24 protein-coding genes and 3 pseudogenes are annotated in these 26,155 nt (G+C 65.2%); 11 read left to right on the top strand and 16 right to left on the bottom strand.

Annotated features, from left to right (window positions below):
• Positions 1–190: 190 nt before the first annotated feature.
• Both ACQCSW_RS01930 and ACQCSW_RS01935 read right to left on the bottom strand, forming a co-directional pair.
• Positions 191–1,729 carry a putative bifunctional diguanylate cyclase/phosphodiesterase gene (locus tag ACQCSW_RS01930; protein WP_426989264.1) on the bottom strand — a complete coding sequence of 513 codons (1,539 nt, stop codon included), beginning with the start codon at positions 1,727–1,729 and terminating at the stop codon, positions 191–193.
• Positions 1,730–1,749: 20 nt separating this feature from the next.
• On the bottom strand, positions 1,750–3,375 hold the full coding sequence (locus ACQCSW_RS01935; RefSeq protein ID WP_426989265.1) for an ATP-binding protein: 1,626 nt from the start codon (positions 3,373–3,375) through the stop codon (positions 1,750–1,752).
• Between the two features lie 133 nt (positions 3,376–3,508).
• On the opposite strand from ACQCSW_RS01935, the gene ACQCSW_RS01940 reads away from it, so the two are divergent.
• The 3 genes from ACQCSW_RS01940 to ACQCSW_RS01950 all read left to right on the top strand — a co-directional run bounded on the left by ACQCSW_RS01940 (position 3,509) and on the right by ACQCSW_RS01950 (position 5,970).
• Positions 3,509–3,895 carry an STAS/SEC14 domain-containing protein gene (locus ACQCSW_RS01940; protein WP_426989266.1) on the top strand — a complete coding sequence of 129 codons (387 nt, stop codon included), beginning with the start codon at positions 3,509–3,511 and terminating at the stop codon, positions 3,893–3,895.
• Between the two features lie 53 nt (positions 3,896–3,948).
• Positions 3,949–4,773: a class I SAM-dependent methyltransferase gene (locus ACQCSW_RS01945; protein WP_426989267.1), complete on the top strand. Its 825-nt coding sequence runs from the start codon at positions 3,949–3,951 to the stop codon at positions 4,771–4,773.
• 72 nt (positions 4,774–4,845) lie between these two features.
• Entirely contained in the window at positions 4,846–5,970 is a 1,125-nt protein-coding gene (locus ACQCSW_RS01950) for a glycerate kinase (RefSeq protein WP_426989268.1), read from the top strand.
• Positions 5,971–6,007: 37 nt separating this feature from the next.
• Here the strand turns inward: ACQCSW_RS01950 and ACQCSW_RS01955 are convergent, their stop codons facing one another.
• Together ACQCSW_RS01955 and ACQCSW_RS01960 are read right to left on the bottom strand one after the other, a co-directional pair.
• Positions 6,008–6,313, bottom strand: coding sequence for a DUF6766 family protein (locus tag ACQCSW_RS01955; RefSeq protein WP_426989269.1), 306 nt, complete (start codon positions 6,311–6,313; stop codon positions 6,008–6,010).
• Between the two features lie 51 nt (positions 6,314–6,364).
• Positions 6,365–6,859 carry a DUF6328 family protein gene (locus ACQCSW_RS01960; protein WP_426989270.1) on the bottom strand — a complete coding sequence of 165 codons (495 nt, stop codon included), beginning with the start codon at positions 6,857–6,859 and terminating at the stop codon, positions 6,365–6,367.
• A gap of 215 nt (positions 6,860–7,074) precedes the next feature.
• Between ACQCSW_RS01960 and ACQCSW_RS01965 the strand changes: the two genes are divergently transcribed.
• The 3 genes from ACQCSW_RS01965 (at position 7,075) to ACQCSW_RS01975 (ending at position 9,263) form a co-directional block, all read left to right on the top strand.
• The gene (locus tag ACQCSW_RS01965; RefSeq protein WP_426989271.1) at positions 7,075–7,356 is read left to right on the top strand and encodes an SDR family NAD(P)-dependent oxidoreductase; all 282 of its coding nucleotides are present in this window, start codon (positions 7,075–7,077) and stop codon (positions 7,354–7,356) included.
• Between the two features lie 228 nt (positions 7,357–7,584).
• Complete coding sequence (locus tag ACQCSW_RS01970) at positions 7,585–8,403, top strand: GAF domain-containing protein (RefSeq protein ID WP_426989272.1); 819 nt, start codon at positions 7,585–7,587, stop codon at positions 8,401–8,403.
• The gene (locus tag ACQCSW_RS01975) at positions 8,400–9,263 is read left to right on the top strand and encodes an SGNH/GDSL hydrolase family protein (RefSeq protein ID WP_354251771.1); all 864 of its coding nucleotides are present in this window, start codon (positions 8,400–8,402) and stop codon (positions 9,261–9,263) included. The genes ACQCSW_RS01970 and ACQCSW_RS01975 overlap by 4 nt, the downstream gene beginning before the upstream one ends.
• Before the next feature lie 42 nt (positions 9,264–9,305).
• On the opposite strand, the gene ACQCSW_RS01980 is transcribed toward ACQCSW_RS01975, so the two are convergent.
• Positions 9,306–10,658 (bottom strand): uracil-xanthine permease family protein, encoded by a 1,353-nt coding sequence (locus ACQCSW_RS01980; RefSeq protein WP_111909299.1) that lies wholly within the window; start codon positions 10,656–10,658, stop codon positions 9,306–9,308.
• 249 nt (positions 10,659–10,907) lie between these two features.
• Between ACQCSW_RS01980 and ACQCSW_RS01985 the strand changes: the two are divergent.
• Positions 10,908–11,210: pseudogene (locus tag ACQCSW_RS01985) on the top strand (DnaJ C-terminal domain-containing protein); the annotation flags it as partial.
• Positions 11,191–11,313, top strand: a pseudogene (locus ACQCSW_RS01990) (MerR family transcriptional regulator); the annotation flags it as partial. The pseudogenes ACQCSW_RS01985 and ACQCSW_RS01990, both read left to right, overlap by 20 nt.
• A 244-nt stretch (positions 11,314–11,557) precedes the next feature.
• Here ACQCSW_RS01990 and ACQCSW_RS01995 read toward each other — a convergent pair.
• The 6 genes from ACQCSW_RS01995 to ACQCSW_RS02020 are packed head-to-tail and all read right to left on the bottom strand — an operon-like array spanning position 11,558 to position 19,375.
• Positions 11,558–12,928 (bottom strand): MFS transporter, encoded by a 1,371-nt coding sequence (locus ACQCSW_RS01995; protein ID WP_426989273.1) that lies wholly within the window; start codon positions 12,926–12,928, stop codon positions 11,558–11,560.
• 52 nt (positions 12,929–12,980) lie between these two features.
• A complete protein-coding gene (locus tag ACQCSW_RS02000) occupies positions 12,981–15,374 on the bottom strand; it encodes a bifunctional salicylyl-CoA 5-hydroxylase/oxidoreductase (RefSeq protein WP_426989274.1) in 2,394 nt (797 codons plus the stop codon).
• A 14-nt stretch (positions 15,375–15,388) separates the two neighbouring features.
• On the bottom strand, positions 15,389–17,044 hold the full coding sequence (locus ACQCSW_RS02005; protein WP_426989275.1) for an AMP-binding protein: 1,656 nt from the start codon (positions 17,042–17,044) through the stop codon (positions 15,389–15,391).
• A gap of 53 nt (positions 17,045–17,097) precedes the next feature.
• Positions 17,098–17,988, bottom strand: coding sequence for an acyl-CoA thioesterase (locus ACQCSW_RS02010; protein ID WP_426989276.1), 891 nt, complete (start codon positions 17,986–17,988; stop codon positions 17,098–17,100).
• A 5-nt stretch (positions 17,989–17,993) separates the two neighbouring features.
• On the bottom strand, positions 17,994–18,476 hold the full coding sequence (locus ACQCSW_RS02015) for a cupin domain-containing protein (RefSeq protein ID WP_426989277.1): 483 nt from the start codon (positions 18,474–18,476) through the stop codon (positions 17,994–17,996).
• Positions 18,477–18,481: 5 nt separating this feature from the next.
• Positions 18,482–19,375 carry a fumarylacetoacetate hydrolase family protein gene (locus ACQCSW_RS02020; RefSeq protein WP_426989278.1) on the bottom strand — a complete coding sequence of 298 codons (894 nt, stop codon included), beginning with the start codon at positions 19,373–19,375 and terminating at the stop codon, positions 18,482–18,484.
• A 134-nt stretch (positions 19,376–19,509) separates the two neighbouring features.
• Here ACQCSW_RS02020 and ACQCSW_RS02025 point away from each other — a divergent pair, with 134 nt between their 5' ends.
• On the top strand, positions 19,510–19,908 hold the full coding sequence (locus ACQCSW_RS02025) for a RidA family protein (protein WP_426989279.1): 399 nt from the start codon (positions 19,510–19,512) through the stop codon (positions 19,906–19,908).
• 78 nt (positions 19,909–19,986) lie between these two features.
• Here the strand turns inward: ACQCSW_RS02025 and ACQCSW_RS02030 are convergent, their stop codons facing one another.
• The 4 genes and pseudogenes from ACQCSW_RS02030 to ACQCSW_RS02045 form a co-directional block, all read right to left on the bottom strand.
• Positions 19,987–20,871: a PaaX family transcriptional regulator gene (locus ACQCSW_RS02030; protein WP_426989280.1), complete on the bottom strand. Its 885-nt coding sequence runs from the start codon at positions 20,869–20,871 to the stop codon at positions 19,987–19,989.
• Positions 20,868–21,341: an acyl-CoA thioesterase gene (locus tag ACQCSW_RS02035; protein ID WP_426989281.1), complete on the bottom strand. Its 474-nt coding sequence runs from the start codon at positions 21,339–21,341 to the stop codon at positions 20,868–20,870. The genes ACQCSW_RS02030 and ACQCSW_RS02035 overlap by 4 nt, the downstream gene beginning before the upstream one ends.
• A 527-nt stretch (positions 21,342–21,868) precedes the next feature.
• Positions 21,869–22,026, bottom strand: a pseudogene (locus ACQCSW_RS02040) (transposase); the annotation flags it as partial.
• 99 nt (positions 22,027–22,125) lie between these two features.
• Positions 22,126–22,509: a serine hydrolase gene (locus ACQCSW_RS02045; RefSeq protein WP_426989282.1), complete on the bottom strand. Its 384-nt coding sequence runs from the start codon at positions 22,507–22,509 to the stop codon at positions 22,126–22,128.
• A 100-nt stretch (positions 22,510–22,609) separates the two neighbouring features.
• Here ACQCSW_RS02045 and ACQCSW_RS02050 point away from each other — a divergent pair, with 100 nt between their 5' ends.
• Positions 22,610–23,215 (top strand): malonic semialdehyde reductase, encoded by a 606-nt coding sequence (locus ACQCSW_RS02050; protein ID WP_354251768.1) that lies wholly within the window; start codon positions 22,610–22,612, stop codon positions 23,213–23,215.
• A 117-nt stretch (positions 23,216–23,332) separates the two neighbouring features.
• On the opposite strand, the gene pgm is transcribed toward ACQCSW_RS02050, so the two are convergent.
• Positions 23,333–24,991: a phosphoglucomutase (alpha-D-glucose-1,6-bisphosphate-dependent) gene (gene pgm, locus ACQCSW_RS02055; protein WP_426989283.1), complete on the bottom strand. Its 1,659-nt coding sequence runs from the start codon at positions 24,989–24,991 to the stop codon at positions 23,333–23,335.
• 270 nt (positions 24,992–25,261) lie between these two features.
• Between pgm and ACQCSW_RS02060 the strand changes: the two genes are divergently transcribed.
• Positions 25,262–26,143 carry a nuclease-related domain-containing protein gene (locus tag ACQCSW_RS02060; RefSeq protein ID WP_426989284.1) on the top strand — a complete coding sequence of 294 codons (882 nt, stop codon included), beginning with the start codon at positions 25,262–25,264 and terminating at the stop codon, positions 26,141–26,143.
• Positions 26,144–26,155: the final 12 nt, after the last annotated feature.

The following is a 26,155-nucleotide window of genomic DNA, read 5'->3' on the forward strand; positions in this document are numbered from 1 at the left end:
GTACGCGAACCGTCATTAGCAACGCCCCCAGTTGACGAAGTAATGGCTCCTTGGCCCCTTTATTTTCAAATTTCCAGATGCCTTCGGAATGCGCTACTTCTGATTAATGCCGATCTTCCTAGCCTCAAAGAATCGGTTACCGCCACTTGATCTTATATCGGGATGATCCAAAAGTGCAGCCCTTAATCGATCAAGCTCTATTACTCTCGGATGAAGTTTCGGCCAGCAGCGCAGGAATCTGTTCGGGCGGGACGGGCTTACTGAAGAAATAGCCCTGTGCACTCAGGCATCCGAGGTTCCTGAGGTGCTCGGCCTGTTCCGCTGTTTCCACGCCTTCCCACACGGCTTCGAGCCCGCAGGCGCGCACCAGCTGCAGGACTGCAGCCACCAGTGCCGGCTGGCTGGGGTCTGTGCCCAGGCCCTCGATCAGGGACCGGTCCACTTTGACCCGGTCCACCGGGAGCCGGCGCAGGTAGCTGATGGAGGAATATCCGGTACCGAAGTCGTCGATCTCGATTCCGACGCCCAGCCCACGAAGCCCGCCTAAGGAATACCGGTCCAGATCGTTGCCCCTGACGATGGCCGCTTCTGTCAGCTCCAGGACAACCTGCTCGGGACGGACACCCGTCTCCTTGAGCACGGCGCGGACGTCTTCGATGAAGTGCAGGCTCTGCAGATCCGTCGCGGAGATGTTGATCCGGACAGAAAACCGGCTGTCCACCACTTCGGCATCAATCCAACGGCGAAGCTGGCCAACAGCCGTGCTGAGTACCCACAGGCCCAGCTCGGAGATCAGCCCGGCGTCTTCTGCCAGCGGGATGAATTCGTCGGGCATAACGCGGCCGCGGGTGGGGTGGTCCCAGCGGATCAGAGCTTCCACGCCTTCAATCTGCCCGGTGCCCAGTTCAATCACGGGCTGGTAGTGCAGCACCAGGCCCTGGCCCTTGATGGCGGCCCGGAGGTCCTCCAGCAGTTGGCTGCGGAGCCTGCGGATGAGCAGGAGCCCAGGTTCGAAGACGTGGAGCCGGTTCTGGCCCTCGGCTTTGGAGGCGTACATGGCCACATCGGCCTCCATCAGCAGGTCCTCGGCCTTCCGCCCAGCCTCCCCGAGGCTGAGTCCTATGCTCGCCCCGCAGCGGACGGTCCGGTCAGGCAGGTCGATGGGTTCCTTGATGGCTGCCAGGATGCGCTGGCCTACGACGGCGGCCTGGTCGGCGCCCGTGGCCGGCATAACGATGGCAAACTCGTCCCCGCCCAGCCGGGCAACAACGTCGGTGGCCCGGACCGCGCTGCGGATGCGTTGGGCCACAGTGATCAGCACCTGATCGCCGGCAGTGTGGCCGAGAGTGTCGTTGATGGATTTGAAGGCGTCAAGGTCAAGGAGCAGGAGAACGGTCTGGCTGGGGGCCTCGCCGTCGTGGTCCTGGGGGGACTTCAGCGCAGCCAGAAGCGCCGAGCGGTTGGCGAGGCCGGTGAGGGGATCCTGCATGGCCATGATCTGCATTTCGCGGTGGGCTTCGTGCAGCAATTGCGTGCGGACCTCAACACGCTGCTCCAGCTCTTCGTAAGTGATCTGCAGGTCCTCGGCCAGGAGGTTGGTGCCCATGATGATGGCGTCGAGCTCGTCCCGGGCCGGCGATACTTCTATCCGCCACTGGAGGTCTCCGGAGGCAAGCCGGACGATGCCATCGAACAGCTGGGAGAGCCTGGGGTCATCGTCAGCGAACATCTGGTGCCTCCTTTCCGGGTTCAGGTTTCGTGGGACGCGTGGGCTCCAAGGGGGAGGGTCACGGTGACAGTGGTGCCAACACCCAGCTCCGAGGTTACGTCAATGCGGCCGCCGTGGCGTTGGACGATGTCCTGCGTGATGGCGAGCCCGAGTCCGGTGCCCGGAACCGCCCCGGACATCGCGTTCGAGGCGCGGTAAAAGCGGGTGAAGATGTGGGCTATCTCGTCACTGGAGATCCCCATCCCGGTGTCCGAGACGGTGACCGTCGCCCAGCGGGTGCCGTCTGCATCTGTCCGCGTCAGACTGACGACGTCGATCTGTCCTCCGTCGGGGGTGAACTTGATGGCATTGGAGACCAGATTCGTGAAAACCTGCTGCAGCTGCACTTCATCCGCCAGGATTTCCGGATCCTCCGAGGCCGGTGCCATGGCAATAGCGACGTTCTGAACTTTTGCGAGCGGCCTGAGCGCAGCGGTGACGATCTCGAGCGTCCGCGCCAGCCGGACAGGAGTCAGGTGCAGCGGACTTTGCTCATGCCCATTGCGGGAAACGCTCAGCATGTCTTCGATCAGCAATCGCAGCCGTTCGGTGTTCCGGACCACGATGTCCAACATCTGGTGGACCTCGCTGGACACCGGATCGGACGTATTCTCCTGGATCATGTCCAGGTAGGCCATGATCGATGTCAGCGGTGTGCGGAGCTCATGGTTGACGGTGGCCAGGAAGTCGGTCTTGGCTTTGTCCAGCTGCTGGAGCTGCTTGACCACCTGCTGCTGGCTGGTGATCAGATGGCTTTGGATCAGGCCGTGGGCGGTATTGCCGGCCACGTGCTGGATCAGTGCCAACTCAGCCCGCGACCATTCCCTGGGGGAATCCAGCAGGGCGATCCAGATAATTCCCAGCGAGGAGCTGCCGTCCCCCATCGGGACCGCCACGGACGCGGCGGCGCGCAGTTTCGCGAGTTCCGCCGGCAGCCGGACGTCGCCCGTGCCCAGCGGCGCGAACGCTCCGTCCGCCGTCAGGGCCTCAGCCCGCGCCCACAGGACGTCTGCCGTCCTGCGCACCGTGTCTTCGTCCGTGAACATTCCTTCAGGCAGCGAAGCCAGGCCGGGCCGGTGCCACTGGGCGGTGATGGGTGGCACCCTGTCGTCGTCGAACGTGGTCAGCCAGACCCGGTCCGCGCCGAAAGTCTCACCGAACCCCCTGACCACAAAGTCGGCGATCTGTTGCGGATGGTTGGTTCCCCGGACCGCCGCCGACACCTGCCGCAGCCTTTCGCGTAACGTCTCCGCTTCCTGCCGTGCTTCACTCCGGCGGGAGACCAGGTTGATCAGGGCCGTGGCGCGGTGGACGAGTTCTTTGGCAGCAGGCGGTTTGGCGATGCAGTCCCGTATGCCGGCATGCTCCACTGACTTGACCTCTGCCGGACTATCGAGATCCACGAGGACCAGCACAGGGGCGGTCGCGTCGACGTCGGAGAGTGAACTGTCCAGGACCAGGACGGAGGGCTCGCGCTGGTCCAGAAGGGCCGACAGGCTGGTGGCGTTGCCAACAGCGCTGACCGTGAAGCCCGCCGCCTCCAGTGCCGCCGCCGTGAATTCCCGGCGCCCGGCGTCGGGGTCCGCAACGACCGCCAGGTATGGCACGGTTGCGAAATGTGGTGTGTCCGCTGGCAACCTGCCCCCTTCGCTCCTGAGTGAGCTCACGTTTGCTCCTGACTGAGTACATTGTAGGGTGACGGAGCACCACTGTTCCTATAAAAATGCGCGGAGGGTAATCGTGACGAGTCAGCCTGCAGAAGCGAACAAGGCGGACCTGACGCTGGATGAACAAAGTGTTGTCCAGCTGAAGTGGCTGCGGGGCGTGTCCATCGCGGAATCCGACGCCGAGGCCGCCATGCGGAACGTCAACGAGCTGTGCGGGTCCCACCGCCATCCGATGCTGGTGGATATGGCCACCACGGCCCAGGTCAGCCGGGGAGCCCGTGCCGTTTTTGGCCGCCCCTGCCAGGCCTCCCGCATTGCGCTGCTGGGGGCGTCGCCGGTTGACAAAGTATTGGCCAACTTCATCCTAGGCATCAACAAACTGCCCTGCCCCACCCGGTTCTTTACGTCCCGCGACGACGCCATGGCCTGGCTGCTGAAGGAACCCGCGGCCACAGCCTGAACGGATCAGGCCGGCAAACCGCGGCGGCGCGGTTGGGGTCCTATATTTGTAAGATGTCATCCCCAGCGAAACCGGTGCTCTCCGCCTTGCGAAAGTACTTGATCCTGCCCAAATTGATCAGGCTGTCCTGGGCTGCTCCCAAGAACAGGGCCGTGGCCTGGGACAGGTACTGGGCAGGGATCGCCAGGACGGGCGCCCGGAGCGACGTGCTGTGGGATTCCGGCACGGACCACGAACTGCTGGGCTACCGCGACGTCCTGCAGCGGCACTTCGATCCAAGCCTTCCCGTGGTGGATGTGGGTTGCGGGCATGGCGCATTCAGCCGCGCCCTGATGGCGTTTTCACCGCAGGTCCTGGGCGTTGACGTGTCTGCGCATGCGGTGAGCCGTGCTCGTGACGAATCGTCAGGAGTTGACGGTGTCAGCTACTTGGCGCGTGACATGACCGAGCCAGGAGCCGGCGCGAGTCTGGTGGAATCCACGGATGCCAACGTCTTTGTCCGCGGCGTGCTGCACGTCCTGGCCCCGGCCGATCAGGCGGCGCTTATGGAAAATCTGAGGCAGCTCGTGGGCGCCCGCGGCACAGTCTTCCTGGCGGAGACGAATTTCCAGGGCAACCCGGTGGAGTACGTCGCGCACCTGGGTGCGTCGCCGCGGAGCATCCCGGCCCCGCTGGAGCTGGCTATCCGGAAGCTGCCCATGCCCGGCCACTTCGGACCGGAGGAGCTTGCCCGCGTGATGCCGAAGGACCGGTGGACGCTCGTGGAAGACGGGGCTGCAACCATCGAGACCAACCCGCTGATGGACGCTGCGGGAAAAAGCAGCGTGCCGGGCTACTTTGCGGTGCTCAAGGCCAAGGATCTCGACGCCAGCCGGTAGAGGGCGTCCCGAGCTGTCCGCATGCCGGATTGGGCAAGCGCTTTCCCATGCTTGGCTGGCATGATGGACGGCATGCGTATTCTCATCGCTCCGGACAAGTTCAAGGGCTCGCTCACCGCCGCGGAGGCCGCCGCCGCCATCGCCGAAGGTGCGCTGCGTGTCTACCCGGATGCTGTAGCCAACCAGTTCCCGATCGCCGACGGCGGTGAGGGAACCCTGGAGGCTGCCGTTTCGGCCGGCTACGAGGAGCGGCTCAACGCCGTTGTGGGCCCCATTCTTGCTCCCGTGGGAGCCGCCTGGGCCATCCGGAAGAACGCCGACGGCGGTGCTACCGCCGTCATCGAGACGGCGCAGGCCTCCGGCCTGGCTGAGATGGAACCCACCCCCGCCAACGCACTGCGGGCCCACAGTTACGGCTGCGGGCAGCTGATCGCCGCGGCCCTTGACGCGGGTGCCACCGAGATTATGCTGGGCCTGGGCGGATCGGCCATGACCGACGGCGGCAGCGGGGCCCTGCGCGCGCTGGGCCTCAAGCCGCTGGACGCGGCCGGCAACGTTGTCCCGTTGGGCGGCGGATCACTCGCCGACGTTGCAGCCCTCGATACCTCCGGACTGGATCCCCGCCTGTCCGCCGTCTCGTTCAGGATCGCCGTGGACGTCCAGAACCCGCTCTATGGTGCCGCAGGGGCGGCCCACATCTTCGGCGCCCAGAAGGGCGCCGACGACGAAGCAACGGAACAGCTCGACGCCGGTCTGCGTAACTGGGCGTCCGTGCTCCGCGAGGCCACGGGCCGGGACGTTAACATCCCGGGCGCCGGGGCGGCGGGCGGCTTCCCGGCGTCGTTCCTTGCCTTCACCAGCGCCCGGCTGGAAGGCGGGTTCGCGCTCGTCGCAGGACTCACTGGCCTCGCCGACCAGCTGGACAACGCAGACCTGGTGATCACCGGCGAAGGATCCATGGACTCGCAGTCGCTGACCGGCAAGGCCCCCATCGCGCTCGCCGACGCAGCCCGGGAACGCGGGATCCCCGTGATCGTGGTGGCGGGGCGGATCCTGGTCACGCCCGAGGACCTGGCGGGACACGGCGTGGTAGCCGCCGCGCAACTGCTGGATGTTGCGTCCAGCCCGGAAGACGCCGTCGCCAACGCCGCCAAATACCTGGCCTGGGCCACCAGCCAGGTTCTGGAAGGCGCCTGAAGCCACGGCCCAGAGGCATTGTGCTTACTGCTTCTGCTTAGGCCCCGGTCTCGTAGTGCGGCTCGGCCACCGGCTTGGACTCCGGTGAGCCCCATTCGCGGCGATAGACGGAGGCGCCCACCAGGACCGCCACGGCGAGGAACTCGGATTCCCAGTTCTCAAACGTGGCTTCGACAAAATCGCCGGTGGACAGGTACTCCAGAGCCGTGACTCCCGGCTGCCCGTGGGCCGCCTGATCCTCGCTGAATGCCGCAGCCCCGGAGAGGATCAGGCCGCCGAAAAACGCCAGGAACAGTCCGGCGTTGACGAGCAAAAGCCCGTGTTCCTTGGCCCACTTGCGCATGTGCGCTTCCTTCGATTGGATCCCCGGCGCCTTGCTGGCTTGGTGGCGTGTCTACCGTGCCGCTGCGCGCCTGTTGAGCCGCAGCGGGACGTAGATCAGCAGGACCAGGAGGGCCGCCAGCAGGATTCCGCCGGCGGTCAGGCCGGCGGTGCGGCCGGCCGTCACGTCAAAGACCAGGGCGGCTGTCCCGACACTGAGCATCCCCACGCCGGCCAGGGCGATCTTGGTAATGGTGTCGGCGCTGGAGACCAGGGTTTCCTTGAGCCGTTGGCGGAAGAGCCGGCGGTGGACGCTGACGGGTAGCAGGATAAAGGCGGTGGTCAGCGTCGCGATCACCACGTTGACGAGATAGAGGACCACCTGGAAATCGTCCAGGTCCTCGAACCGCTGTTGGAACGGGAGCGTCAGGAGGAATCCGGCAAGGATCTGGACCCCGGTCTGCAGCACCCTGAGTTCCTGCAGCAGCTCGGCCCAGTTCCGGTCCAGCTGTTCTTCCCGGGTTTCATTCCGGCCGGTGCTGCCGGTGAAGTCCTCAACATCCGACATTGGTTTCCTCCCTTCCGGGGCGTATCACCGTGCTCCAAAACTAGGCCCAAGTTGCGCCAGGGGCAACGTTTGATAAGTTTACTGATTATTTCCTCCGGGCGGTGGACTATGAGCGACACGCAGAAGCGGACAGACCCGCCCACAGACCCCGGGACAGCTATCACTCCGGGCCCTTCCCGAAGCAGGGACAGAAGCAGCCGGGCCTCACCGCGCCCATGGATCCCAAGGCGGACCACGGCGAACTCAGCTACGAAGGGCGCGGTGAGCTGCAGGGTAAGGCCGCGCTCATCAACGGCGGCGACTCCGGAATCGGCAAGGCTGCCGCCATCGCCTTCGCCCGCGAGGGGGCCGACGTCGCAATTTCCTACCTTCCGGAAGAAGAGGAAGATGCCCAGGACACCGCCGACTGGATCCGCAAAGCGCGCCAGAGCGCGCTGCTGCTGCCCGGCGGACGGCAGCGGAACCGACCGCCCCAAGGACAAATCACCGAAGAATGACGAGGAGGAAAGTTTCGACGCCGGCCAGCGCGTTGAGTGCCCCTGCCGGACCAGCGGACCAGCGGCCCGGCGGTGGAGCTGTGCCGTCCGGCTGCGTGCCGGGCGGCACTGTTCTGCGCCCGGACTGGGGTTTTTATGTGGCTGGACCCCGCCCGCGGACCGGTCCCCGGACGTATCCTAGAAACAGGTTTTGCAGTGGGCCACGCGTTTCAAACCTAGGCGTGGAACATGGCCGCGGAGACAACGGGGCAGCCGGGCTGGGAATCGCTTCCCGACCCCCAGGATGTGGTGTTCGACAGCACGGATGTTGAGGACTTCCTTGCTGCGGTCACTCGCGAGTTCATGCGCGACATCAATGGCGATTCCCGCGGTATCAGCTGGGCTGTCACCTTCTTCCACCCTGGATCGGCCCGGACCGCCGCCGCCGGGACCGCCGCCGCCCGTGCCGCGGACGAAGAACAGTGCTCTTTTGCGGACGGACCTGTGCTGGAAGCCGTGCGCGGGGGTGATTTTGTGCACCTGGCCGACGTCGCCCTCGACCGGCGGTGGCCAGGCTATGCCAGCGCTGCCGCGGACCACGGCGTCCGGTCGCTGCTGTCCATGCCGATTGTGGCCGCTGCCGGCCGGAGTGCCGCACTGAGCCTCTATGCGTCCACTCCCCATGCCTTCACCAGTGAAGACATCATCAGGACGCGCCGGTATGCGCGGCAGGTGGCCCGTTCGCTGCGGATGGTGGTGTGTGTGGCGGAGCGGGCCGAAGCCGGCGCGCAACTGGCGGTAGCCCAAAGCTCCATGGTGCTCATGGACCTGGCAGTGAGCACCCTCAAATCTGATTACGGGCTCGGCCATGAGGCGGCCCTGCAGTACCTCCGGACCGTCGCACGGCACACCCGCCAGGGGCTTCGCGAGACTGCCCTGAATATTGTGGCTGCCTCGCGCCCGGACCCGGCAGGACCCGGCCGGGAAAATGCCGCCGTCCGGGGAGTCGCTGAAGTTGAAACACGCGCACTCCACCAGGGACCCTACAAAACAGGGAGCACGGCATGAACGTCTGGAAGCAGGACATTGCAGCCAAGAACGCCTCTGTGGAACCGGCGCCCCACCCGTGGCACCGGCTGGTTGCGTTGGGCGACTCCTTCACCGAGGGTATCGGTGACCCCGAGCCGCGCAGCGAGGGAGGTTTGCGTGGCTGGGCAGACCGCGTGGCCGAGGAACTCAGTGCGAACCAGCCTGACTTCGCCTACGCCAACCTTGCCGTCCGGGGCCTGCTGGTGCAGCAGATCTTGGACCAGCAGCTTGCGTCGGCGCTGGCCCTCAAACCCGACCTGGTTACGCTCTCCGCCGGCGGCAACGATATTGTTTTCCGGCGCAGCGACCCTGACCGGCTGGCAGAAAAGATCGACGACGGCGTGGAACAACTGGCCCGGTCCGGCGCCACCGTGGTGCTCTTTGCCGGGCCGGACTGGGGGGCGACACCGGTCTTCAGCCAGATCCGCGGCAAAGTGGCCATCTTCAACGAGAACCTCCACGCGGTGGCCGCCCGCCACGACGCGGTCATGGTTGACCTGTGGTTCCTGCGCGAACTGTCGAACGCGGGCATGTGGGATCCGGACCGGCTGCACTTCTCGCCGCTGGGGCACCACACCATCGCCGCGGCCGTGCTAAAGGCCCTGGGAGTCCCGCACACACTGGAGCCGTTGGAGCCTAAGCCACCGCTGCCCCACAGCTGGAAGGAAGCCAGGACCGAGGATCTCATCTGGGCACGGGAATATCTCGTTCCCTGGGCGATCCGGCAACTGAGGCACCCGCCAGAAGCGGAGCTGACCGCCAAGCGTCCTCAGCCGCGTCCGGTTTTCGGCATCGGAACCCCGCCCGGACCATTTATCGGCGGCGGTCACGCAGCCTGACGCAACAGCCTGAGGCAACAGCTTGACGCACCTGCGGACGGGTCAGCGCTTCTTCGGCGAGCGTTTGGCTGCTGCGTTGACGGCTGCCTTGACGGCGGGAGGCAGGCCCGCCTGCTCCGTTTCCGGTTCAGCCACCGAGCCGCGGGCCTTCGCGATGGCTTTCATGCCGTGGTAAATCACCAGGGCGGCGGCTGAGCCGAGGGCGATGCCGGTGAACGTCAGTTCCCCGATGGTCCAGGTGTAATCCGCGATGCCGATGATCAGCGCGACGGCGGCCGTGGTCAGGTTCACGGGGTTGGAGAAGTTCACCTTGTTCTGCACCCAGATCTTCACGCCCAGGATGCCGATCATGCCGTAGAGCATGGTGGCGGCGCCGCCCAGCACGCCCGGCGGGACCGTGGCAATCAGTTCGCCGAATTTCGGCGAGAAGCTCAGCACAATGGCGAAGACGCCGGCAACCCAGTACGCCGCCGTCGAATACACCTTGGTGGCCGCCATAACGCCGATATTCTCCGCGTACGTGGTGGTGCCGGAACCGCCACCCAGGCCGGCAAGGACCGTGGCTGCACCGTCCGCCATCAGCGCGCGGCCGGAGACGCCGTCAAGGTTCTGGCCGGTCATGGCCGCCACGGACTTCACGTGTCCGATGTTCTCGGCCACCAGGACCAGCACCACGGGGACAAAGAGGCCCAGCACGCCCACATGGAACTCGGGGGTCTGGAAATGCGGCAGGCCGATCCAGGCGGCGGCCTCCATCTTGTCGTAGCTCACTTCGCCGCGCAGCATGGCCACCAGGTAGCCAACCACCACGCCCACAAGGATGCTGAGCCGGCCGACGATTCCGCGGAAAAGAACGCTCACCAGGATGATGGTGGCCAGCGTGATGACGGCGGTGACGGGGGCGGCGTCGAAATTCATCTTCGCCGCGGGGGCAAGGTTCAAGCCGATCAGCGCCACAATGGCGCCGGTGACGATGGGCGGCATCAGCCGGTTGATCCAGCCTGCGCCGAACTTCTGCACAATCGCACCGATCAGGGCCAGCGCGACGCCGGCGAGCACCACTCCGCCCAGCGCGCCGGGCACGCCGAACTGCTGCTGGGACGCCATAATGGGCGCGATGAACGCGAAGCTGGAGCCGAGGTAGCTGGGAACGCGCCCCTTGGTGATGACCAGGAACAGCAGAGTGCCGATGCCAGAGAAGAAGAGGGTGGTGGCCGGCGGCATGCCGGTGATGATGGGAACCAGGAAGGTGGCTCCGAACATGGCCACGACGTGCTGCATGCCCACGCCGATGGTCAGGGGCCAAGCCAGCCGCTCATCCGGAGCAACCACGTGGCCGGGCTTAATCGATTTGCCGGTGCCGTGGAGCTTCCATTTCATTCCGAGCATACTCATGGTCGGGGCCTTTCAAGGGGGTTGCCGCTGGGGCTGGGATCTTCCGGTGCAACAATACCGCGCGGCCCGGCCAGGGATCAGCAGCTGCTGTCGAATGCCTTCCTCCCGATCCTCAATACTTCCCAGGCCAGCTCGTTGCCGGGCACGTAGGGGGTGAGGTTAAAAGGTTCAGGAGGATATGCGAGGGTAATGGTCAACTGACGCCTGGCGTCCGGGGTTGTCAGGGCCATGGTTCCGTATCCTGCCGTGTACACGCGCGACGGCGACAATCTCCGCATCCACGTGCCGGTCTCGTTCCCGGAGGCTGCCTTGGGCGCCGACATTGAAGTCCCAACCATCGACGGCGATAAAGTCAGGGTCCGCGTCCCTGCCGGCACGCCCTCCGGACGCGCGCTCCGGGTCAAGGGCCATGGCGTGAAGAGCGCAAAGGTCACCGGCGACCTGCTGGTGACCATCGACGTCGCGGTTCCGCAGAACCTGAGCACGGAAGCGGAAGAGGCCGTCAAGGCGTTTGCTGCTGCCACCGCCGGCGCGGACGCTGCGGCAGTATGACCGGCTGGGCATCGTTTCGCCCAGCCGTGCGGCGGGCAAGTCCCGCCGTTACTCTCAGCGGGACATCAACATGCTCCGTGAGGTCCAGCGGCTGTCAAAGGAGTTTCAAGGGGTGACGTTTGGATTCGTACGGCCAACCGGGATCTGATCCGGGCCGTCAAGGTTACTGAAATCGGTTCTTCTTCTCGTGGATCCGTCCATGGTGATTAGCCATGAAGAAGACAGGAGCGCTGGATGCTCACACCGGGTCCTGATCTGGCCGGGGATTTCATGCCCCTCAGGTACACCGGCGGGTAGGGGCCCGCCGGTGTTCCGGCGAGCCCCTACATCTCAGTGCGACGTTGTGGCTACACGGCCGCCGCCTTGACCCTCCCGTCGTCCGCATCGCCGTCGAGCTCGAGCGTGGATACGGGGTCCTCGACTCGCCGCTTGGGGATCATCGCCACAGCGCCGGCCGCAACAACAGCGATTCCGGCGAAGATGGCGAAGTTGTATTCGAACGGCAGCTTCGCGTTGCCGATCCAGCCGCCGATCAACGGTCCGGAGATCGCACCGATACGGGCGAAGCTCAGCGCCCAGCCCGTTGCCGTGCCACGGATCTTGGCCGGGTAGTAGTCGGCGATGTAGCCCGTCAGGACCAGCGACGTCGAAATGGATCCGATACCGGCGAATGCGACGAACACCAGGTTCACCACCATGTTGTTGGGGAACATCAGCAGCAGGATGCCCAGACCGCCGAGCACGTAGAACACCACCAGAATCAGCTTCTGGCCGTACTTGTCGGCTGCGCGGCCCAGGACCAGGCCCCCGACGGCGGACGCGAGGCTAAACACAAGCAGGAAGGTCAGCGATGAGCCGAGGTCGTAGCCGGCCTGCTTCATGATCGATGGCAGCCAGGTGTTCAATCCGTAGACCAGGACCATGCCGCAGAAAAGCGCCATCCAGAAAAACACTGTGGACCGCAGGTACTTCGGGGAGAACATGATGGTGATGGTCTTCCACCAAGGTGCAGACTCGCCCGTGGGGGCTGCCGCCGGGGCTGACACGGGTGCGTATTCGCTGATGTTCAGCTTGACCGCGAGATCACGGGCTTCCTTCCGGCGCCCCTTGGATTCGAGATACTCCAGGGACTCGGGAAGCAGCTTCCAGATGATGGGCAGCAACACGATGGGCAGCGCGCCGAAGCCGATCACCCAACGCCATCCCGCCGTCGGAAGCACAAACAGTGCAACCAGCGCCGCGGCGACGATGCCCAGCGAGTACCCGGAGTACATCAGTCCGTAGTTATAGGAGCGCTTCTTCGGGGCCGAGTACTCGATGGTCAGTGCAGCCGCCACCGGGATGACACCGCCCATGCCCAGGCCGCCGATCAACCGGAAGAGTCCGAACATTTCGGGAGTCGTGGCCAGGGCCGCTCCAGCCTGGGTGAGCGTGAAAATAACCATCGATGCCAGGAGCATCTTCTTACGGCCCACGATGTCGCTGAGCGTGCCGATGAACAGGGCTCCGATCAGCATGCCCACCAAGGCATAGGCACCGAGCCCGCCGAGCTGCAGCGGGGTTAGGTCCCATGCCTTGTATTCGGCCAACGCCGGGAGCACCGCTCCGAGGACGCCGACGTCGTAGCCTTCGGCGAGAATCGCCAGCCAACAACAGAACAGGACAATTCCTGTGGTCCGTTTCGGCACATTCCAATCATTTGCAGGTGCGCTAGCCATATTGCCCTCAGTTCACTTTGGAGGTACGAGAGATGATGCGGGTGGTGCTTTGCTACTGGGTCAGGACAGCTTCGGCCGCGGCCTTGGCGGGTGTCCAGCGAAGGTGTGCGTTCAATGAGTCAGACCCGGGCTCCTTCAACAGGGACAGCCGTGGGCGGACCGCATCAGTGCGGGCGCTCGGCGGCTTGCGACGGCCGGCCCGGAACTGCGGAATCCACTGGGTTCCCGGGCCCTGGTACTCCTGCTCGGCGGCCGCGTGCAGTGTCCACTGCGGGTCATACAGGTGCGTGCGGCCCAGTGCCACCAGGTCGGCGCGACCAGCCAACAGGACTGAATTGACGTCGTCGTAGGTGGAGATGGCTCCGACGGCGATCACGGCGACTCCCGCCGGGCCGGCCACTTCCTGGCGGATACGGTCGGCGAACGGCGTCTGGTAGCTGCGGCCGAAGGACGGCTTCTCCTCCTTGGAAACCTGACCGGTGGAAACGTCGATGCCGGCGGCGCCGTGGGCGACGAACGCCCGGGCGATTTCCACTGAGTCGTCGGCGTCGTTGCCGCCCTCGATCCAGTCGGTCGCGGAGATGCGGACGGTGACCGGCTTGTCCGCCGGCCAGGCGGCGCGGACGGCCTCGAAGACCTCCAAGGGGAAGCGCAGGCGGTTCTCCAGGCTGCCTCCATACTCATCCGTACGGCGGTTGGAGACCGGCGAGAGGAAAGAGGAGAGCAGGTAGCCGTGGGCCGCGTGGATCTCGAGGAGATCGAACCCCGCCTGGTCCGCGCGGCGGACCGCATCGACGAACTCCGCCTTGATCGATTCCATTCCGACGCGGTCGAGTTCCCTCGGTGTCTGGCTGTCAGGGCCATACGGCAGCGGCGACGGGCCGGCGGCCTCCCAGTTCCCGGCTTCGAGCGGCTCGTCGATGCCCTCCCACATCACGCGGGTGGAGGCCTTGCGGCCGGCGTGGCCGATCTGCGCGCCGATCTTCGCCGTCGAGCTGCCGTGGACGAAGCCCACGATCTCCTTCCAGCTGTCGCGCTGGCCGTCCGTATACAGGCCGGTGCAGCCCGGGGTGATCCGCCCCGCCTCGGACACGCACACCATCTCCGTCATGACCAGCCCGGCACCGCCAAGTGCCTTGGACCCGAGGTGGACCTTGTGGAAGTCGCCCGGAACGCCGTCGACCGCGGAGTACATGTCCATGGGGGAGACCACGATCCGGTTCTTCAGTTCCAGCCCGCCGATCCGGTACGGCTGGAACATCGCAGGAGCCGTCTCGGTTAGGCCCTGGGACTCGGCGAAATTCCGGTCCACGGCCTCGGCGAATTCCGGATCGCGCAGGCGCAGGTTCTCCTGCGTTATGCGGCGGCTGCGGGTGAGCAGGTTGAACGCGAACTGCGTCGGCTGCTGGTCCTTGTACTGGCTGATCCGTTCGAACCACTCCAGCGAGGCCTGGGCGGCACGCTGGGTCGATTCGACGACGGGGCGGCGTTCGATCTCGTAGGCGGACAGGGCGGACTCCAGGTCCGCGTGTTCGTGCAGGCAGGCGGCGAGGGCGAGCGAGTCCTCCATGGCAAGTTTGGTGCCGGAGCCGATGGAGAAATGGGCGGTGTGGGCGGCGTCGCCGAGCAGCACGACGTTCCCGTGACGCCAGCTCCGGTTTCGCACCGTGGTGAAGTTCAGCCACTTGGAGTTGTTGGCCAGCACCTCGTGGCCGTCGAGCTCCTCGGCGAAGATTGACCGGATCTTGTCGATTGCCAGCTGGTCCGAAACGCCCGGGGCGAAGACGGTATCGGCAGTTTCGCCGAAGCCGGCGGCCTCCCAGACATCGGGGGACATCTCAACGATGAACGTGGAGCCCTCGTCGGAGTACGGATAGCCGTGGATCTGCATCACCCCCCACTCGGTTTCCTTGACGAAGAACTTGAACGCCTCGAACACCTGGTCGGTGCCCAGCCACATGAACTTGTTGGGCCGCGGATCCAGGTCCGGGCCGAACGAGTCCGCATACGTTGCGCGGATCTGCGAGTTCACACCGTCGGAGGCGAGGACCAGGTCGTAGCCGGCCTCAAGTTCGGCGATCGGCGGGGCCATGGTGCTGAACCGCACGTCGACGCCGAGTTCGGCGCAGCGGCGCTGGAGCAGCTCCAGCAGCTCCTTGCGGCTCATCGCCGCGAACCCCTGGCCGCCGACCGTTACCGTCTCGCCGCCGAAGTGCACGTCGATGTCCGACCAGCGGGCGAAGCGCCGGCTCATGTACTCGGCCACAACGGCGTCGGCGTTTCCGATGCCGCCGAGCGTCTCATCGGAGAACACGACGCCGAAACCGAAGGTGTCGCTGGCGGCGTTGCGTTCCCACAGGGTGATGTTGTGGGACGGGTCCAGCTGCTTCATCAGTGCTGCGAAGTACAGGCCTCCGGGGCCGCCTCCGACGATTGCGATTTTCATGGTGGTGCTCCTTCTCAGGCCTGGCACAGGCCTGCGGCCGCAAGCTGGTCTGGTTCGTTGTCGAGACGGTCACGCAGCTTGAAATGCTGCAGCTTGCCGCTGGGGTTGCGGGGCAGTTCGTCGACGAACCGGATGTCCCGCGGATACTTGTAGGGGGCGATCGTCTGTTTGACGAAGTCCTGGATGTCCTTGCGCTTGGCGGCGTCGCCTTCGACGCCGTCGCGCAGGACGATGAACGCGCAGACAACGCTGCCGCGTTCTGCGTCCGGGCGGCCGATGACGGCGTTTTCCACAACGTCCGGGTGCTGGTCGATAGCCGCTTCCACCTCGGGAGCGCCGATGTTGTAGCCGGAGGACACGATCATGTTGTCCGAGCGGGCTTCATAGGTGAAGTACCCGTCCTCATCCTTCGTGAACGTATCCCCGGTGACGTTCCAGCCGTTGCAGACGTAGTTCGCCTGCCGCTCATCGTCGAGGTAACGGCACCCGGTGGGGCCGATCACGGCCAGCCGGCCGATCTGGTTGGGCCCGAGCTCCTCACCCTCCTCGTCGAGGATGGCTGCCCGGTACCCTGGCACGGCGAGGCCCGTGGTTCCGGGCCGGATGTCGTCGCCCGCAGCGGAGATGAACACGTGCAGCAGCTCTGTGGCGCCGATGCCGTTGATCAGGCGGACTCCGGTGGCGTTGTGGACGGCCTCCCACGTTTCCTTGGGCAGGTGTTCGCCCGCAGAGACGGCGATGCGAAGACGGCTGAGCAGCTCGCCGCGTCCTGCCTTCAGGATGGCGCGGTAGGCGGTCGGCGCGGTCAAGAGGATGGTTGCCCCGGCGGCAGCGGCATTCTCGGCCAGTTCCACGGGCGCGGCCCGCTCGGTCAGCAGCGATGAGGCCCCGAACCGTAGCGGGAAGACCACCAGTCCGCCGAGGCCGAAGGTGAACGCGAGCGGCGGGGAACCCGCGAAGACATCATCTGCCGTGGGGCGAAGGATGTAGCGGGCGAAGGTGTCGGCGTTGGCCAGGATGTCCCGGTGGAAGTGCATGGTCACCTTCGGCACACCGGTGGTGCCCGACGTCGGACCGAGCAACGCGACGTCGTCCGCGGCGGTCTGCACGGTGGCGAACTCGCCGCTCTTGGCGGCACAGCGGGCGATGAGGTCGGCGCCGTCGTCGGACCCGTAGGAGAGGACCGCGACGTCGTCGCCTGCCGCCACTGTCAGCTCGTCCATAAAACGATGGTCGGAGATCGCGACCGTCGGCCGGGTGAGCCCGATCAGCGTAGCGACCTCGCTGGAGCGCAGCATCGGCATCGTAGTGACGACGACGGCGCCGGCCTTGAGCACACCGAGCCAGGCCGCAACGATCCACGGGTTGTTGGGCCCGCGCAGCATCACCCGGTTGCCCGGGACCACGCCGTAGTCCTCGGTGAGCACCTGGGCCACCTGGTTGGACCGGAGAAGCAGCTCCCCGTAGGTCCACGTGGTGCCGTCAGGCGTGTGCAGCGCGGGGCGGTCGGCGCCGTGCTTGGCGACGGCGTCGTCGATGAGAACGGCCGCCGCGTTGAGCTGCTCGGGGTACTGGAGTTCCGGGAGGGTGAACTCGAGCGCCGGCCAGGTCTCGGCCGGCGGCAGATGGTCGCGGGTAAATGTGTCCACGTGGGCCGATGTCATTGTCATGGCCATTCCTTTCAGTGGTGCGGCGGGTGGTTGGTGGTGTTTCGGGTGGGATGTCAGGATCCGGCGCGGATCATGCCCTCTTGGGCAGCGGTGGCCAGCAGGCGTCCGTTCCGGTCGAAGAAGCGGCCCAGGGCCAGTCCTCTGTTGTTTTGCCCGGACACGGCCTCCTGGGCGTAGAGCACCCAGTCATCGGCGCGGCCATCCCGGTGGAACCACATCGAGTGGTCCAGGCTGGCAGTCGACAGCCCGGGGGAGGACCAGTGCAGCCCGTTGACCCGGAGCAGCGGCTCAAGGATGGTGTAATCGCAGACGTACGCCAGGGCGGCGCGGTGCAGATTGGCGGTGGCACGTTCGTCGGCGGCGTCGGGCAACAGGTCGAATGCCTTGACCCAGACGGCCTGCTGCGGCAAAGCCTCGCCCTCCACCTCGACGTACACCGGTCCGGGAATGTGGCGCATATCGAAGCTGCGCCCGGAAGCCCAGTATTCGGCGGCCGGACCATCGACGCCTTCCAGCACCTCGGCGGCGCTGCGCAGGGATTCCGGCTCGACGGCGGCGGGCGCATTCGGCTGGAAGTCCGTCCCGTCCTCGGGAACGTGGAATGACCCCATCGCGGCGAAGACGGTCTTGCCGTTCTGGTGGCCGCGGACGCTGCGGGTGGAGTAGCCGCGTCCGTCGCGCAGGCGTTCAACCTCGTAGCGCACGGTGGCACCGATGTCCACGGGGCGCATGAAGTAGCTGTGCATGGAGTGCAGCGTCCGGTCGGCGTCGACCGAGCGCATCATGGCGGCCGCCGATTGGGCCACCATGTCGCCGCCGTAGGACTTGGGCCACGGGACGTACTGAGTAGTTGCCTCGTAGGCTTCGTCGTGAACCTGCGCCTGGACGGCCGTCAGCCCGATGGCCTTGAGGAAGGTCTCCGACGTCACTGTTCCGGTGTTCATGTCCGCTACGCCCTGCGGAAGTCGGCGAGGGTGTGGTCGGCAACGTCCTCGAGGTTCACCACGATGTTTTCCGGCGTGCGGGCGGTCAGCCAGACCAGTTCCTCGGTGACGGACATGTTGGCCTCGACATGCGGCATGAACGGCGGGACGAACACCCAGTCGCCGGTCTTCATATCCAGGAAATCCTGGTAGTTCTCGCCGTAGTAGATGCGACCGTGACCGCGGAGAACGTAGCCGCCGGTTTCAGCCTCGCCGTGGTGGTGGGGCAGGGAGCGGTAGCCGGGGACGTTTGAAACCTGGCCGAACCAGATCTTGGTGGCCGGGGTGTGCTGGATGGAGACGCCGGAAACACGGATTGCGTCGCCTGACTGTGCTGTGTTGGTGTCCTCCTCGCCGGCTCGGGTCACAACGGGCACAACCTTGCCGTCGGCTCCGGCGTAGATGGAATTGTCGCCCTCGGTGAGGAATTCGGTGCTGGTGTTAGTCATTGATTTCACTCCTTGGTGCTGGTTACGGTGACCGGCGTGCGGACAGCCGCGCCGGCGTCGTTCTGGTGGATTCGGACGCTGTTCTCCAGTCGTCCGATGCCGTCGATCTCGGTGGCGAGGACATCGCCGTCTTTAAGGAAGCGCGGGGGCTTCATCCCCATGCCCACACCGCCGGGAGTGCCGGTGAGGACCAGGTCCCCAGGGCGCAGCACAGTGAACTGCGAGATATAGGAGAGGAGCCGCGCGGGGCTGAACACCAGAGTGCTGGTGTTCCCCGACTGCACCAGCTCGCCGTTGACGTAACCGCGGACGTCGAAATCGCCGTCGACGTCGTCTGTGGTCACCATGACCGGTCCCACGGGGGTGGTGGAGTCGAACGCCTTGCCCTGGAACCACTGCAGGGTGCGGTTTTGCCAGTCGCGCATGGAGACGTCATTGGCGACGGTGTAGCCGGCAATGGCGTGCCGTGCCTGCTCCTCGTCAGCACGAAACAGCGGCAATCCGACGACCACGGCCAGCTCGGCCTCCCAATCAACCTTCGAGCTGCCATGTACTTCGATCGCGTCGGCTGCGCCGGTCAGGGTATCCGCATACTTCGCGAAGAGCGTGGGGAACTCGGGCAGCTCCCGGCCCATCTCCCGGATGTGATCGCTGTAGTTCAGCCCGCAGCAGATTACCTTCCCTGCCTGAGGCAGCAGCGGGGCCAACTCGGCGGCTGAGGCATGGACCACATCGGCGTCCGACGCCGCGGCAGCAATTGCTTCAACAGTATTCCGCCATCGCGGATCGGAGAGCAGCGCACCGACGTCCGGGGACGGCAGAGGCAGGTACGCGTCGGCACCCATGGCGAGGGCCGCCGTCGTACTGTTACCGCCGGTCCGCAAAGTGGCCAGTTTCATCCGTTTCATTCCCTTCGAATCGATATGTCGACTTTTTTACGATCGTCACATATGCTCAACGTAGCACGGTGGAAGGGATCTGCACAGGTCTTTTTTCGAAGTTTTCGAAGTCGCCATTTACGAGGAGGAACAGCATGAGCAACAAGACCATCAATCCCGAGTCGCTGCCCAAGCCGTCCGGCTATGCACACGGCATGCTTGCCGGGAATACCGTGTATCTGGGCGGGCAGACGGCGCTGGACAAGGAAATGAAGATCGTGCCGGGCGGCATCGTTGAACAGTTCAAGCAGGCATTTTCCAATGTCCTGACAACGCTGAAGAAGGCCGGGGGGCAGCCCGAGGATCTCGTCAGCGTGACCATCTATCTCACGGACGTGGATGACTACATGGCAAACGGACGCGAGATCGGGAAGCTCTGGCGCGAAATGGCGGGGTCGGAGTACCCGGCCATGGCGGGAATCGGCGTCACCCGGCTGTGGCAGAAAGAGGCCCTGATCGAGATCCAGGGCGTCGCGGTGATCCAGGGCCGATAGGCGTCCGAAGTTTTGGCGAAAGGCCGGCCGGGAGTGAATCCCGGCCGGCTCTTTCTTGTTGGGGAGAGCCTGATGGGGCTACGGCGCAGCCAATCTGGCGCCGCTGTGGATCAGTTCATGCGCATGGGCTGCGGCCAGCGGGGCGATGAGCCGGTGTGTGGAAAGGAACGCTTTCCTCGCGGCCGGGCCCTTCCAGCCTTCCGGCAGGTACTCGAGGGGCAGGCTGGGATCGCGATAGGGGAAGCGGCGCCACAGGGTCAACATGGGGATGTAGTACCTGAAGGCTTCCCGCCGCAGCTCAGGGGTCGATGCCGTGAGGGCGTCGCCAGGATCCTCACCGACCAGCGCAGACCACTGTTGGACGGCGCCGCCGTAGAGTGAGAGAAAGTCCCCGAATTGCTCGTCGAGCGCCGTGAGGTCCCACCAGTGAGCAACTTTAGGCCGCATGGGGCCGTCCAAAAGGTAATCCCCCCGGAAGAAATCCACGAACTGGCTGAAGCCCCGCGTTTCAAGCCGCTTCCTGGCCTGGTCCAGAACTGTGGCAGGGGCGATCCACACGCCCGATGCCACGGATCCGAACCCGAGGCCGGAAAGCTCGGTCCGCAGCTGGTGCCGGCGCTTCCGCAAGGACTCGGGCACCGAGAAGATCGCCAGCACCCAGCCACTCTCGGGATTGGATGCCTCGGGAGCGAAGATTCTCTGGTCGCCTTCATGGAAGACATCCATGACCTGCTCTGAGAGTTCGTATTTGGCGACGTTGTTGGCGCGGACGCTCTGGAGGACTCCCTTTGCCTTCAGCCTCGAGACGGAAGAGCGCACGCCCGGCGCATCGTAACCAAGGTCTCCGAGCATCTCTATCAGTACGGAGACCGGCATTGCGTCACCTAGGTTGCGGCTGTAGAGGCCGTAGATCGTGACGATGAGTTGCTGGTGACGCACCTGCGGGGCGGGAATGGTCATCATGGTAGCGAGCTCCCCATTCCGGCGCTCTCCAGTCCGCCGTTGTCGAGCCGGTGCGGACTGACTGCTTCACGGATGTTCGCGGGCCAGGGTTGGGCAGCCGCAGAACCGGAGGGTACGTGTGCAACGGTCACGGTTCCAAAGGCGGCGATTCCGCCCTCGGATCCGGCGTGGGCGTGGCCGTGGACCTCGAAACCATATGTAATTGAGGTGCGGCCAAGCCGCTGGATCCCCACAGTCGCGGTGACGCGTTGGCCGAACCACAGTTTGGACTTGAAGTTGACGACCTGCTGGACGCGGGGGGCGCTCGGAAAGTATTCCGGCAGATCGAGGCCGCGGAAGAGCTCCGCTTCGGCGGATTCGACCCATCGCATGATGGCGGAGTTGTGCTGGTGGCCGGAAGCGTCGGTATCCACCCATTCGACGGTGCGTTCGATGCTTGCATGCCGGGTTGGTGTGGCTTCGTCGTTCATGGCGCCCCTTTCAACGGCATGGCGTGGACCCCATGCCGCCATTTCAGTATATATCTGAAAGGCGACGACCGTCTAAAATATGCCACAACACGGGCAGCCATCACTGCTGCGAGCCGTGAGTCGGAGTCAAATGGTCGAACCCCAGATTTTTCCGGGTGCTGGCCAGTACGTTGTTGGGAAAACGTGAATTCAGTATGAGCTCGTGGAGGATGAAGCGGTCCGTTTCGTCAAGCCGGATTGGATTCGACTGAAGCGGGCAAGGTTCACGTGGTTCTGAATCGGGCACGGTCCTTTCTCAAATTTTCACCCTATGGAACGAATTTCCGAGAGGACCACAAACCCTCGCCCTGGGCCCCAACACGCTTAGCGGATCGAAGGCCGGTTGGGAGCGTTCGAGCCACAGCTGGGGGTACTGCCGGGGAACCTGACCTAAGATCACGGCGGCCCAGGGGCCTCGAAAATTTTCCCCCGACGCCCAAGGTCGGCCGACCCATTCACATCATGGAAGGAAGCGGCAATACTTCCGGAATCGGTTCCAGCGGCCGGTTCTGCCAGGCGGTCATCTCTCTTCGGGCACCCTGTCGGTGATCCTGCTGATGGTCTCCCTTTGACACTTCGGCGCCGTAGGTTTCAGTGAAGTGCGCGCTGTCGTCAGGCCCTTGGCGTAGAGGGAAAGGCCCATCTCACGCGGCCAATTTCCGCGGACGATCTGACTCCGCCCCGAAACTATGTCGTGGTCGCAGGTAGTCCGGTTCAATGTACGCCACAACCAACAATGGCGGCGTCAAAGGGACAACAGGTATGTGAATTTACGTCGCCCCGCCTTGGATAAACACGACACCGAAAACCGCCACTTGAACTGTGACAAGAGTCCGCTGGTGTGCCGCAGGAGATGGTCCACCGTGACAGGGCCTGGCGGCTTCATCAGGGTGTCGAATTCGGGGAGGTGCTTTCCCGCCGGGTCCTGGAGCTGGATGACGCCTTCCTCCACCAGCTTCGGGACCGAAACGGCCACCATGGACTTGGTGGCGCTGGCGACGCGGACCGGGTCGGTGACCAGCAAGACTGCGGGGAGCACGACCAGGCAGACTTCGCCCATACCGCCCATGTTCCTCAGGCTCACCGGAAGGGTCAAGCGGAAACCCGCCTCCACTGTGGTGAACGTCACGCGCGTATTGGGAAGAGCACAGGCGTGCTTGAAGTTACAACTATGGAAAGCAGACCGCCGGCCATCATTTGCGATGAGCGGGCCCAGCGAAAGGTACGCCATGACTATTGCCCACGAAGAAGCGGTTATCGATTCGGCCGCCGTCGACGCCATTTTTGCCGAGGCCCGCACGGCCAACTCCTTCACCGGTGAGGTGACCGAGGACCAGGCCCGCGCCATCTACGAGCTCACCAAGTTCGGCCCCACGGCTTTCAACTCCCAGCCCCTCCGCGTGACCTACGTCCGCTCTGACGAGGCCCGCGCCCAGCTCGTTGACACGCTGGCCAATGGCAACAAGGCCAAGACCGCCTCCGCGCCGCTGGTTGCCGTGCTCAGCTACGACACTGCCTGGGCCGAGCAGTGGGACAACTTCCTCCCCGAGTACAACGCTCCGAAGGCCATGTATGACGCCGCTCCGGACCTGGCCGCGTCCACCGGCAACAACAACGCACACCTGCAGGCCGGCTACTTCATCCTGGCCGTCAGGTCCATCGGCCTCGCCGCGGGCCCGATGACCGGAGCCGATTTCGGCGCCATCGACGCCGCCTTCTTCCCTGCCGGCGACCAGAAGAGCTTCCTGGTGGTCAACATCGGCCAGGCCGGCGCCGACGCGTGGGGTGCAGCGAAGCCCAAGTTCAGCTACGAGGACGTTGTCCGCACCGTCTAGTCACAGCCCGCTTCGGACTGACGACACGCAAATGCGCTGGCGCTCCAGGAATTCCAGGAGCGCCAGCGCATTTGCGTGTCGCCGGGTATTTAGCGTGTCGCCAGGTGCCGTGGCAGGCTAGGCGATGACGCCGTCCACCAGGGCCTTGGCTTCCGCCTGGACCTGCTTGAGGTGCTCCTCGCCCTTGAACGACTCGGCGTAGATCTTGTAGACGTCCTCGGTCCCGGACGGGCGCGCAGCGAACCAGGCGTTCTCCGTGACCACCTTGAGCCCGCCGATGGACGCGCCGTTGCCGGGCGCCTCGGTCAGCTTGGCGGTGATGGTTTCGCCGGCCAGTTCCGTTGCAGTGACGTCCGACGGCGAGAGCTTGCCGAGTGCCGCCTTCTGCTCACGCGTCGCTGCGGCATCAATGCGCGCGTAGACCGGGGCGCCGAACCGGTCGGTGAGGCCCTTGTACAGCTGTGACGGTGACTTGCCCGTGACGGCGGTGATTTCCGAGGCCAGCAGCGCCAGCAGGATGCCGTCCTTGTCAGTGGTCCAGACGCTGCCGTCCAACTTATTAAAGGAAGCGCCGGCAGACTCCTCGCCACCGAACGCGCCTTCGCCGGACAGAAGTCCCGGCACAAACCACTTGAAGCCCACAGGGACCTCAACCAGTTTGCGGCCCAGGCTTTCCGCCACACGGTCGATGATCGAGGACGAAACCAGGGTCTTGCCCACCACCGAGTTGGGTTTCCAGCCGCTGCGGTTGCGGTAGAGGTAATCGATGGCGACGGCGAGGTAGTGGTTCGGGTTCATCAGGCCGCCGTCAGGGGTCACGATGCCGTGCCGGTCGGCGTCGGCGTCGTTGCCGGTGGCGACGTCGAACGCGGCTGAACTGCCGCCGTCGGACATCCTGTTGATCAGGGAGGCCATCGCGAACGGTGAGGAGCAGTCCATCCGGATCTTTTCGTCCCAGTCCAGGGTCATAAAGGCCCACTGGGGATCCACAGTGGGGTTCACCACGGTCAGGTCCAGGTGGTGGCGCTCGCCGATCTCGCCCCAGTAATCCACTGCGGCACCGCCCATGGGATCGGCACCGATGCGGACGCCGGCCTCGCGGATGGCGTCCAGGTTCAGCACGGACGGGAGGTCGTCAACGTAGCTGCTGAGGAAATCGAACTTGCCGGTGCTGTCCGCTGCCAGGGCGTCCGAGACGGGGATGCGCTTCACCCCGCGCAGGTCGTTTTCGAGGAGTTCGTTGGCGCGGTTGGCGATCCAGCCCGTGGCGTCGGAGTCGGCCGGGCCGCCGTGCGGAGGGTTGTACTTGAAGCCGCCGTCTCCGGGCGGGTTGTGGCTGGGCGTGACCACAATGCCGTCCGCCTCCGGAGTGCCCGGCTGGCGGTTGTTGTTGTACGTGAGGATCGCGTGGCTCAGTGCCGGTGTGGGGGTGTAGCCGTGCCGCGCATCGATCAGCACGTGCACCCCGTTGGCGGCGAGGACCTCCAGCGCGGAGTTCTGCGCCGGTTCGCTGAGGGCGTGGGTGTCCTTCGCCAGGAAAAGCGGGCCGGTGATGCCCTCCCCGGCACGGTATTCCACGATCGCCTGCGTGATCGCGACGATATGTTTTTCGTTAAACGACGCCTTGAGACTCGAGCCGCGGTGCCCGGACGTACCGAACGCCACGCGCTGGCCGGGATCACCGAGATCGGGCGTGATGTCGTAATACGCGTCGAGGAGCGCAGTGATGTCAACAAGGTCCTGGGGTTGGGCAACTGTGCCCGCGCGGCTAGCCATGGCACCAGCATGCCAGACGTGGGCTGGAGTCAAAACGCCCGGTCCATAATCCGGCCCCTATGACGCGGAAAGTCCCCTCCGGACTGTGGGCAGCAAGTAGTTAAAGCGAGTACTGGCCATAAAAGTACCTATATACCGGCTCGCTGCGGCGCTGCTACTTTCGGAAAAACTCAGGAAAGAATGCCCGACGGCGGGGAGCGCCGCCGTCGGGCTCTGCAGTAGGCGTCGGGCACTGCAGTAAGTCCGCACGCGGGAATCAGGGGGCAGGTCATGGGGGCAGGAGACGGCGCGGCCGAGCAGTCGAGGCTGGCTGCAGAACGCGTGCAGCGGCTGAAACGCCAACTCGATCAGGCCGAACGTGCCACGAAGTCGTGGGAATCCGGTGCGTTGGGCGAGCGGCTCGTTGCGGACAGGCTGAGCCGGCTCATTCCACACGGCTGGTACCTGCTCAACGATGTGCACTTCCCCGGGCGGCCCAAAGCCAACCTTGACCATGTGCTGGTGGGTCCCGGCGGGGTGGTGGTGGTTGATGCCAAGAACTGGACCGGCGAGGTCCGTGTCTCCGCCGGTGTCCTGTGGCAGGGCCGTTTTGCCAGGACACAGTCCGTGGACGGGGCGTTGGCGCAGTGCGCCGCCGTCGCGTCCGTGCTGGCGCCGCCCCACCGGCGGTTCGTCCGCCCGTTGATTTGCCTCGCCGGGCAGCCGGACCTCTTCGGGATCACCACTTCCGACGTCGCCGTGGCAGGGGCGGACCGCGTTGTTGCTGCCGTCCTGGCGCTGCCCCCAGTGCTCGACCAGCAGACGGTGGTGGGCCTGTTTGCGCACCTCGGCCAGCAGCTCACGCAGGAACTGGCTGTGGAAGGTCCCGCGGTGAACTCGCTGACGGTGAACTCACTGACCGCGAAGCCGGCGGCCGCACGGACGCCGGTGGCTGGGCCGCCGCGGTCCGGGCAGACAGGGGGCCGGCCGGGACCCCGGCAACTCGCCCACGGCACCGGCCGCGGGGCGCGTAGTGGGGCGGGCAGCGGCGGATCCGGACGCGCCACGAAGTCGAAGGCCCAGCGGCGTGCTGCCAGTGGAATGACCCAATTGATGTTCCTGGCTGCTTTTGTAGTTTTTGCTGTCTACGTGCTGCCGTATTGGGGGCGGTAGGGCTGGAAGAGG

Source organism: Pseudarthrobacter sp. Y6, assembly GCF_050156205.1.
Taxonomy (GTDB): Bacteria; Actinomycetota; Actinomycetes; order Actinomycetales; family Micrococcaceae; genus Arthrobacter.

Coding starts and splice junctions, on each gene's coding strand:
- ACQCSW_RS02050 (WP_354251768.1), top strand. CDS start 22,610: ATGACTATTGCCCACGAAGAAGCGGTTATCGATTCGGCCGCCGTCGAC.
- pgm (WP_426989283.1), bottom strand. CDS start 24,991: ATGGCTAGCCGCGCGGGCACAGTTGCCCAACCCCAGGACCTTGTTGAC.
- ACQCSW_RS01945 (WP_426989267.1), top strand. CDS start 3,949: ATGTCATCCCCAGCGAAACCGGTGCTCTCCGCCTTGCGAAAGTACTTG.
- ACQCSW_RS01970 (WP_426989272.1), top strand. CDS start 7,585: ATGGCCGCGGAGACAACGGGGCAGCCGGGCTGGGAATCGCTTCCCGAC.
- ACQCSW_RS02015 (WP_426989277.1), bottom strand. CDS start 18,476: ATGACTAACACCAGCACCGAATTCCTCACCGAGGGCGACAATTCCATC.
- ACQCSW_RS01950 (WP_426989268.1), top strand. CDS start 4,846: ATGCGTATTCTCATCGCTCCGGACAAGTTCAAGGGCTCGCTCACCGCC.
- ACQCSW_RS02000 (WP_426989274.1), bottom strand. CDS start 15,374: ATGAAAATCGCAATCGTCGGAGGCGGCCCCGGAGGCCTGTACTTCGCA.
- ACQCSW_RS02020 (WP_426989278.1), bottom strand. CDS start 19,375: ATGAAACTGGCCACTTTGCGGACCGGCGGTAACAGTACGACGGCGGCC.
- ACQCSW_RS01975 (WP_354251771.1), top strand. CDS start 8,400: ATGAACGTCTGGAAGCAGGACATTGCAGCCAAGAACGCCTCTGTGGAA.
- ACQCSW_RS02035 (WP_426989281.1), bottom strand. CDS start 21,341: ATGAACGACGAAGCCACACCAACCCGGCATGCAAGCATCGAACGCACC.
- ACQCSW_RS02060 (WP_426989284.1), top strand. CDS start 25,262: ATGGGGGCAGGAGACGGCGCGGCCGAGCAGTCGAGGCTGGCTGCAGAA.
- ACQCSW_RS01955 (WP_426989269.1), bottom strand. CDS start 6,313: ATGCGCAAGTGGGCCAAGGAACACGGGCTTTTGCTCGTCAACGCCGGA.
- ACQCSW_RS02010 (WP_426989276.1), bottom strand. CDS start 17,988: ATGAACACCGGAACAGTGACGTCGGAGACCTTCCTCAAGGCCATCGGG.
- ACQCSW_RS01980 (WP_111909299.1), bottom strand. CDS start 10,658: ATGAGTATGCTCGGAATGAAATGGAAGCTCCACGGCACCGGCAAATCG.
- ACQCSW_RS01960 (WP_426989270.1), bottom strand. CDS start 6,859: ATGTCGGATGTTGAGGACTTCACCGGCAGCACCGGCCGGAATGAAACC.
- ACQCSW_RS02030 (WP_426989280.1), bottom strand. CDS start 20,871: ATGATGACCATTCCCGCCCCGCAGGTGCGTCACCAGCAACTCATCGTC.
- ACQCSW_RS02005 (WP_426989275.1), bottom strand. CDS start 17,044: ATGACAATGACATCGGCCCACGTGGACACATTTACCCGCGACCATCTG.
- ACQCSW_RS02025 (WP_426989279.1), top strand. CDS start 19,510: ATGAGCAACAAGACCATCAATCCCGAGTCGCTGCCCAAGCCGTCCGGC.
- ACQCSW_RS01930 (WP_426989264.1), bottom strand. CDS start 1,729: ATGTTCGCTGACGATGACCCCAGGCTCTCCCAGCTGTTCGATGGCATC.
- ACQCSW_RS01995 (WP_426989273.1), bottom strand. CDS start 12,928: ATGGCTAGCGCACCTGCAAATGATTGGAATGTGCCGAAACGGACCACA.
- ACQCSW_RS01965 (WP_426989271.1), top strand. CDS start 7,075: ATGGATCCCAAGGCGGACCACGGCGAACTCAGCTACGAAGGGCGCGGT.